Here is a 7680-nt window from a genome sequence, read left to right on the forward strand (position 1 = left end):
TACGGTGGGGCACACCGGAAGCTACGCTTGGGGAGATTTGCCCTCTTGGGCCGTTGGCGCAAGCCTGCTGCCTAACGGCGAGTCAGAGAACCAAGAATCCCCGTCTCTTTAGAGCGGGGAGTGTCAAGTATGAATACAATTTTTCTAGGGCGGCAGAGAGGGCTGGAATTCACGTTTGAAGAGCTAGTTGTGAAATTAGGATATAGCGGTTTCCATTCAGATGCGGTATAAAATTATATCGCAAGGTGTAGGGGCACGGCATACCCCATTGGTGTCAACTTAACGTGAAAGCCAGTAAGCGAAAAAACTTTTAGAGATTGTCTCGTTCCCAGTCTCCAGGGAATGCCCATCGTTGGGGCTGCCGCTAGGAGAAGCATTTCCAGCCAAAGGCTGGAAACGAGATTTTAAAGGAGTTTTAGCTTAAGTTGACATGTATAACCGCCGTAAGCATTCAAACCTCCTAGGTAACTAGTAGATTTAGGTAAAACCTCATCCAAGCCACGATAAATAAGATTGTAGGAGCTACGGTATCAGTAATGGATGCGAATGGTACCATTACCCTGGTAGCCTAAATACTTAACAGTTAATCCTGTGGGTTCCTGGTTATCACTTACCTCTTGTCATGCTTATGGCTAAAACAACTAGGGCTTTTGGCGCAAATTCTGTAAAATTTCAAAGGCACAAGCAGCCAAAGCGCTGTCTGAAGTCCACGCTGGCTCACTTTTTACGTTTGCCTTTGTACTTCCTGATAGCTTTGCTATGCATCCTTGGTTCACCCGTGCTGGCAAAAGTTTCTGGCTCAATTAATCCCTCATCCCAACTACCAATTAACAGTCTGACATCGCTGGCTGTGGCCGCTGACCCCGCCTCACTACTACAGCAGGGCAAACTTTTATACGATGACGGAAGCTTTGCCAAAGCGGTAGAAGTGTTACAACAGGCTGTGCAAGCATATAAGCAACAAGGAGAGAACCTCAAACAGGCGGTGACACTGAGTAATCTTTCTTTAGCTTACCAGCAACTTGGTGCATGGAGCCAGGCACAGCAGGCAATTAAAGAGAGCTTAAATTTGCTCGAAGCACAGGATGAAAACCAAAATTTGCAAATATTTGCCCAATCACTAGATATTCAAGGCCGTCTCCAACTGACAATGGGACAGGCTGAGGCGGCTTTAGCAACTTGGCGGCGGACAGAAAAAATTTACACGCAAGCAAATAATCAAAGCGGTGTGGTGCGATCGCTAATTAATCAAGCACAGGCGTGGCGAACCCAAGGATTTTACCCTCGTGCTGTCAAAACACTCGATCAGGTAAGTCAGACATTAAAATCTCAACCAGACTCTATAGAAAAGACAGTGAGTTTGCGATCGCTTGGTGATGCCCTTTTGGTATTGGGCAATTTGGACAAGTCACAGGAAGCGCTAGAACAAAGTCTGATAATTGCTCGAAATCTGCAATCAAGCGCTGATATTGGGGCTAGTCTGTTCAGCCTGGGGAATAATGCCCGGAAAAAAGAGGATAATCTTCGAGCGATCGCCTATTATCAACAAACAGTTGCAGCATCTCCCTCACCCCTGACAAAAGTCCAAGCGCAAATCAATCACTTGAGCCTACTCATTGAAGATAAACGATGGGCAGAGGTTCAAACTCTCTTACCATTGATTCAATCCCAACTCGACCAACTCCCCCTCAGCCGTGCAAGTATCTACGCTCAGGTTAACTTTTCTCAAAGTCTGGCAAAAGTAAAGAGTGGTATATTGCAAGCATCCAGTCAGAATTACTACTCAGGATTGAGCACCAAAGACTCAGCAGTATTACTCGCCAAGGCCATCCAGCAATCCCACGATTTAGGGGACAAACGGGCAGAAGCTTATGCTCTGAAGAGTTTAGGCGGCTTGTACGAAGAAACTGGGCAGTGGTCAGAGGCGCAAGACCTGACCAGGCAAGGATTAGCTTTGGCACAGAGCAGTAATGCACCAGAAATTACCTATACCTTGGAGTGGCAGTTAGGGAGATTGCTCTGGGCGCAAAAAGATATTAACGGTGCGATCGCGGCATATGATACTGCTGTGGACACTCTCCAGTCTCTCCGCAGAGATTTGGTAGTCAATAAAGATGTAATAAACCAGGATGTGCAATTTAACTTCCGGGACAGTGTAGAACCCGTCTACCGTCAGTCAGTAGAGTTACTGCTGAAATCTCAAGAAGGAAAATCATCAGATGAAAAAATATTAGAGAAAGCCCGCCAGCGGATTGAAGCACTCCAACTAGCAGAATTGGACGACTTCTTCCGGGAAGCTTGCCTGCAAGGTCAGAGAGTAGCCCTCGATCAAGTGGTAGATAAAGATAATCCCACGGCTGCGATCCTTTATCCAATTATTCTTGAAAAAGAACTCCAGGTAATTGTCAAAATTCCCAACCAACCCCTACAAAATTACAGTACCAAGATTTCCCACACAGAAGTAGAGGAACTCTTAGTAAAACTGCGAAAAAATCTTGTCAATCCCACCGCTACCAAAACCGTCCAAACCCAGGCGCAGCAAGTTTATAACTGGCTGCTCAAACCCATTGAGTCAAAATTACAAAACAGTAGGGTAGATACCCTAGTGTTCGTCCTGGATGGACAGTTACGCAATTTACCAATGGCAGCTCTCTACGATGGTAAGCAATACTTGGTAGAGAAATATGCAGTTGCCCTGAGCGTGGGTCTGCAACTCCTCGACCCGAAACCGTTAGTAAAACAGCAGCTAAGAGCGTTAACCGCAGGACTGACTCAGCCACCACCAGGATTTACCAAATTTGCACCATTGCTTGCCATCAAATCTGAATTTGACGGCATTGCCAAAGCAGGAGTCTCGACAACTAGCCTACTAGATGGAGATTTTAAGAAAAAGAATTTAGAGGGTGAAATTAGCGCTGCTTCATTCAACATAGTGCATTTAGCAACCCACGGTCAGTTTAGTTCTCGCCTTGAAGACACTTTTATTTTGGATTTCGATGGTCAGATCAATGTTAAGGATTTTGATACTCTCTTTCGCAGTCAGGGTAAAACTATAGTAGAACTATTAGTTTTGAGTGCTTGCCAGACAGCAACAGGAGACAGCCGGGCAGCACTGGGTCTTGCAGGAGCAGCTGTACGAGCTGGGGCACGCAGTACCATAGCCTCCCTGTGGCAGATTGATGATCAGTCGACGGCAATGTTTGTTAGTGCCTTCTATCAAGAACTCAAGAGTGGCAAAATCACTAAAGCCGAAGCAGTCCACCGTGCCCAGCTAAAACTCCTGAAACATCCTAACTACAAAGCACCAAGCTTTTGGTCTGCTTATGTGTTGATTGGCAACTGGTTGTAGGCGCAAAGGAGTGGGGGAGCAGGGAGCAAAGGGGAGAATATTTTTCCCTGCACCCAGCAAAAACTGCCCGAAACGCAATCCCCAAGTTTCCAATAATCATTCTCTATTTTGTGGCATAAATTTAGTGAATGCAGGCGATATGTACATAGCAGCATTGATTATTAAACATTAACTTATGAATAACTCCACCTACCAGCTTGACGATTTCGCTTTAACATTGCCGATTTCCCAATCAGCTCGCATAACTGCCCAGCAATTTGCTAACCAACAGCCAAATTCTGAAAAAGCAGAGCAAGTTCGGCTGAATACGCTGGCTGTGTGGGTGGTGAATAACTATTTAGAAATGATGGATATTCCTACAGACCTCGAAGCGAGTGACAGCTGGAATCCGATCATGCGCCTCTGTGGGGATGTAGCTGACTTAGAAGTGCCTTCAATTGGTCGTCTGGAGTGTCGCCCTGTCCATCGGCATCAGCATATATGTTCCATTCCTCCAGAAACCTGGGAAGAACGAGTCGGTTATTTAGTAGTTCAATTTGATGAATCGCTCCAAGAAGCGAGGCTGCTTGGTTTTATCCCTAGTGTTACAACTGAAACGCTGCCTTTAGAACAACTGCAACCATTGGAAGCGTTTATCGACCACCTAGCACAATTGCGCCAATCCCCAGTTAGTTCACTAGTGAATTTAAATCAGTGGTTTGCTGGTATATTTGAGGCAGGTTGGCAGACTATTGAATCTTTATGGAACGTGCCGGAACTCAGACCCGCTTATGCCTTTCGCAGTATTGAGACTCTGGAAGTAAATACCCTTAACCAACCAGAATCAATTACTAAACGTGCAAAACTGATTGATTTGGGTATCCAAATTCTCAACCAACCCGTGATGTTGATTGTGGAAATCAGTCCCGAAAAGGATCAACAAACTAGTGTTCATCTGCAATTGCACGCCACTGGGAATCAAATCTACTTGCCGCCAGGAGTTCATCTCACCGTTCTAGATAGTTCGGGAGCAGTATTTCTAGACGCTCAATCTAGAAAATCAGATAACTACATTCAGTTACAGTTTCGCGGTGAACCTACAGAGCAATTTAGCGTTAGAGTAGCCTTGGATAATACCAGCATTACCGAACATTTTAGGATTTAAAGCATCTAGCTATCTTCCCCCTTTGTCGGTAATTTATTAAGTGGTAATTGGTTAATTAAAATTAAAAATTAAAAATTTAAGCCGGCTTTTGGAGATTTTGAAAAAAGTCTGTAAACGCTTGTGGAGCTTGTTATGAGACATTAGAACAGGGCATGGTTTTGCACAGGGAGATCGCGACGGTCATGGGTAAGTTAGTGGTTCTGAAATTCGGAGAGGGTAGTTTTGAGCAGGGGTTTGCTGTTACCCTCCAAATTGGTGAAGAACACGAGCGTGCTACAACAGAAGTCACGGGAAAGTTACCTTCATTCCCCGAAATGCCGCTCTATTATAGTCATTGGCAGTCTAGTTATCGGCAGATAGGCAATCGTTATCGGCTCCATGCTGACAAAATGCAGGTGACGAATGTATCGATGATTCAAGACTGCGAAAACACTTCCCATATTTTGCGGGCACGCTTTAATACCTGGCTACGAGCCGAAGAGTTTCGCCCTTTGAGGGAGAAATGGTTAGAAAGATTGTCATCCACGGAAGAAGTGCGGGTGATTTTGCAAACAGAAAATAGCCAATTGCAGCTATTACCCTGGCATCTGTGGGATTTGTTAGAACGCTACCCAAAGGCTGAAATCGCCCTTTCTTCACCATCCTACGATCGCATTCACAAGCCACGTATTTTAAATCCATTAGTCAAGATTTTAGCAATTGTGGGCAATAGTCAGGGGATTGACACCCAGGCTGATCAAGCTTTACTGCAACAGTGTAGTAATGCAGAGGTCAGCTTTCTGGTAGAACCACAACGTAAGGAATTGACTGAGCATCTTTGGGGACAAAACTGGGATATTCTCTTCTTTGCCGGACACAGTTCCAGTAACGGAAATGGAGAAAGCGGACGAATGTACCTGAATAAAACTGATAGCCTCACCATTGGAGAATTAAAGTATGCTCTCAAGAAAGCCATTGAAAACGGCTTGCAACTAGCTATATTCAACTCCTGTGATGGATTGGGATTGGCGCGAGAACTGGCTGATTTGCAAATCCCTCAGATGATCGTCATGCGTGAACCCGTCCCAGACCAGGTTGCAAAGGAGTTCTTAAAGTATTTTCTCGAAGGCTTTGCTGGTGGCGAGTCTTTATATCAAGCAGTACGCCAAGCGCGGGAACGATTGCAAGGACTTGAGGATCGATTTCCCTGTGCAACTTGGCTACCAGTGATTTGCCAAAATCCAGCGCAGATACCACCTACTTGGGATGAATTAAGGTCTATAACAACTGAAGATATACCAAATTTAGCTTTGTCTACCAAGCGCAGATTGACAATAAGTTTGTTATCAAGTTTGGCGATTACAGCCTTTGTTTGTGGGGTGAGATTGTTGGGATTGCTGGAAAGTACAGAGATTCCGGCTTATGACCAGATGATGCGATCGCGCCCTGGGGAGGGACTTGATCCCCGACTGCTGGTAATCACAATTGACGATGACGATCTAGCAATTCAAAGAGAAAATAACGAATCCTTGATCGGAGCTTCCATTTCCGAAAAATCTCTTAACAAACTCCTGGCAAAACTGAATCAATATCAACCCCGTGCGATCGGCTTGGATATCTACCGTGATTTTAAAGCCAAACAACCAGATTTAATTACTCGTCTTCAACAAACTCATAATTTGGTTGGCGTATGCAAAGGGAGTGATAGCACAGCAAATATCAAAGGCATTAAGCCGCCACCAGAAATCCCCATAGGAAACTTGGGATTCAGTGACTTTATTCACGATCGCGATGGAGTTATCCGTCGGCATCTCCTATTCATGAACCAGGAAGCGACATCGTTGTGTCCTGCTCCCTTTGCATTCAGTCTAAAATTGGCCTCTCTCTATCTGCGCCCCTCAGGAATTCAACCAAAGTTTACTCCTGAAGGAAATTTGCAGCTGGGTAAAACTATTTTTCCGAATCTGAAGTCTCGCAATGGCGGCTATCAAAATATTGATGCCAATGGCGGTCAACTCTTACTCAATTACCGTTCTCCAAAACAAATAGCCGAACAGGTGAAGCTAACCCAATTTTTATCTAGTCCGATTAACCCCAGTGCTATCAAAGACAAGATTGTTTTGATTGGTGTAGTAGCAAAGGGAGATTCTCCAGACACTTGGCCTACACCCTACGGCGTTCCTTTAGATGACCAAATGCCAGGAGTGTTACTACAAGCGCATATGGTCAGCCAAATCCTCAGCGCAGTCCAGGCTGGGCGACCATTAATGCGGGTTTGGTCACTGTGGGCTGAGGTGGCCTGGATTTGGGCCTGGTCTTTGGTAGGAGGAGTCCTGGCTTGGCGAAAGCTTTCGTTGCCTTGGTTGGCATTGGCAGTCAGTATTACCTTTAGTGTTCTGTATTTAGTTTGCTTTGGTCTGTTAATTTCGGGTGCTTGGGTGCCTTTTGTACCTTCGGCTTTGTCGTTGGTTGTCACGGTTGGCTTGATGTCAATTTATAATCCAACAACAAAAGTTCGGGTGGCAAGTGGGGAATAAGATATGGGTAAAGATTTTTTATAAAATTTTTGGGGGAACCAGCAGATAAATATACTTTACATACATAAAGAAGGGTTTTTATGAAATCAAATTCACAACCGATAAAACTGTTTTTAGTAGTAGCTTTTAGCTGCACAAGTTTACTAGTTAGCCTAATTCCAGTACTGGCAAAATCAACTCCTAATCGCTCTGATGCTAAAATAATCCTTGCTCAAGCCAAAACATTTAATCAACCTTCACTTCCACCTGGCCCCCCTCCTGGAGGTCGTGTTCGTGGTGGAGCGAAGCGCGGCGAGTTGGCTGGATGTCCACCTACTGAACCTGACCTAACTGCTTTAGTGCCTTTTATTGAGGAAGCTAACTCAGTGATGCATGTTTGGGGACAAACAACGGTAGAACGCCCAAGCTGGTTTTTCTATGTGCCGTATACCAAAGATTTGCCCTATGCAGTTGAATTTGTGCTGCAAGATCAGGACTCTAACGAGATTTACCAAAAAGCGATCGCTCTACCAGATAAACCAGGAGTCATCCGCGTTTCTCTACCTAAGCTAATCGGCATTTAAGCTGCATAATATAAATGCAGAATAGATTGAAATTAACTATGCCACCACCAGCCAAAAACTTTTTAACTTCGGAACAAATTACTCAGCTACAGCAGGCTCTTAAGGAGA

At 44.8% G+C, this 7680-nt stretch carries 4 protein-coding genes; all 4 read left to right on the plus strand.

Features of this window, described 5'->3' with window-relative positions; genetic code table 11:
- Positions 1-622: 622 nt before the first annotated feature.
- Positions 623-3349, plus strand: coding sequence for a CHAT domain-containing protein (locus H6G92_RS37440; RefSeq protein WP_190901759.1), 2727 nt, complete (start codon positions 623-625; stop codon positions 3347-3349).
- 175 nt (positions 3350-3524) lie between these two features.
- Complete coding sequence (locus H6G92_RS37445; protein ID WP_190901761.1) at positions 3525-4493, plus strand: DUF1822 family protein; 969 nt, start codon at positions 3525-3527, stop codon at positions 4491-4493.
- Positions 4494-4675: 182 nt separating this feature from the next.
- Positions 4676-7009, plus strand: coding sequence for a CHASE2 domain-containing protein (locus H6G92_RS37450; protein WP_190901763.1), 2334 nt, complete (start codon positions 4676-4678; stop codon positions 7007-7009).
- Between the two features lie 80 nt (positions 7010-7089).
- Entirely contained in the window at positions 7090-7572 is a 483-nt protein-coding gene (locus tag H6G92_RS37455) for a DUF928 domain-containing protein (protein ID WP_190901764.1), read from the plus strand.
- Positions 7573-7680 lie beyond the last annotated feature (108 nt).

The organism is Nostoc foliaceum FACHB-393 (genome assembly GCF_014698505.1).
GTDB lineage: Bacteria > Cyanobacteriota > Cyanobacteriia > Cyanobacteriales > Nostocaceae > Nostoc > Nostoc foliaceum_A.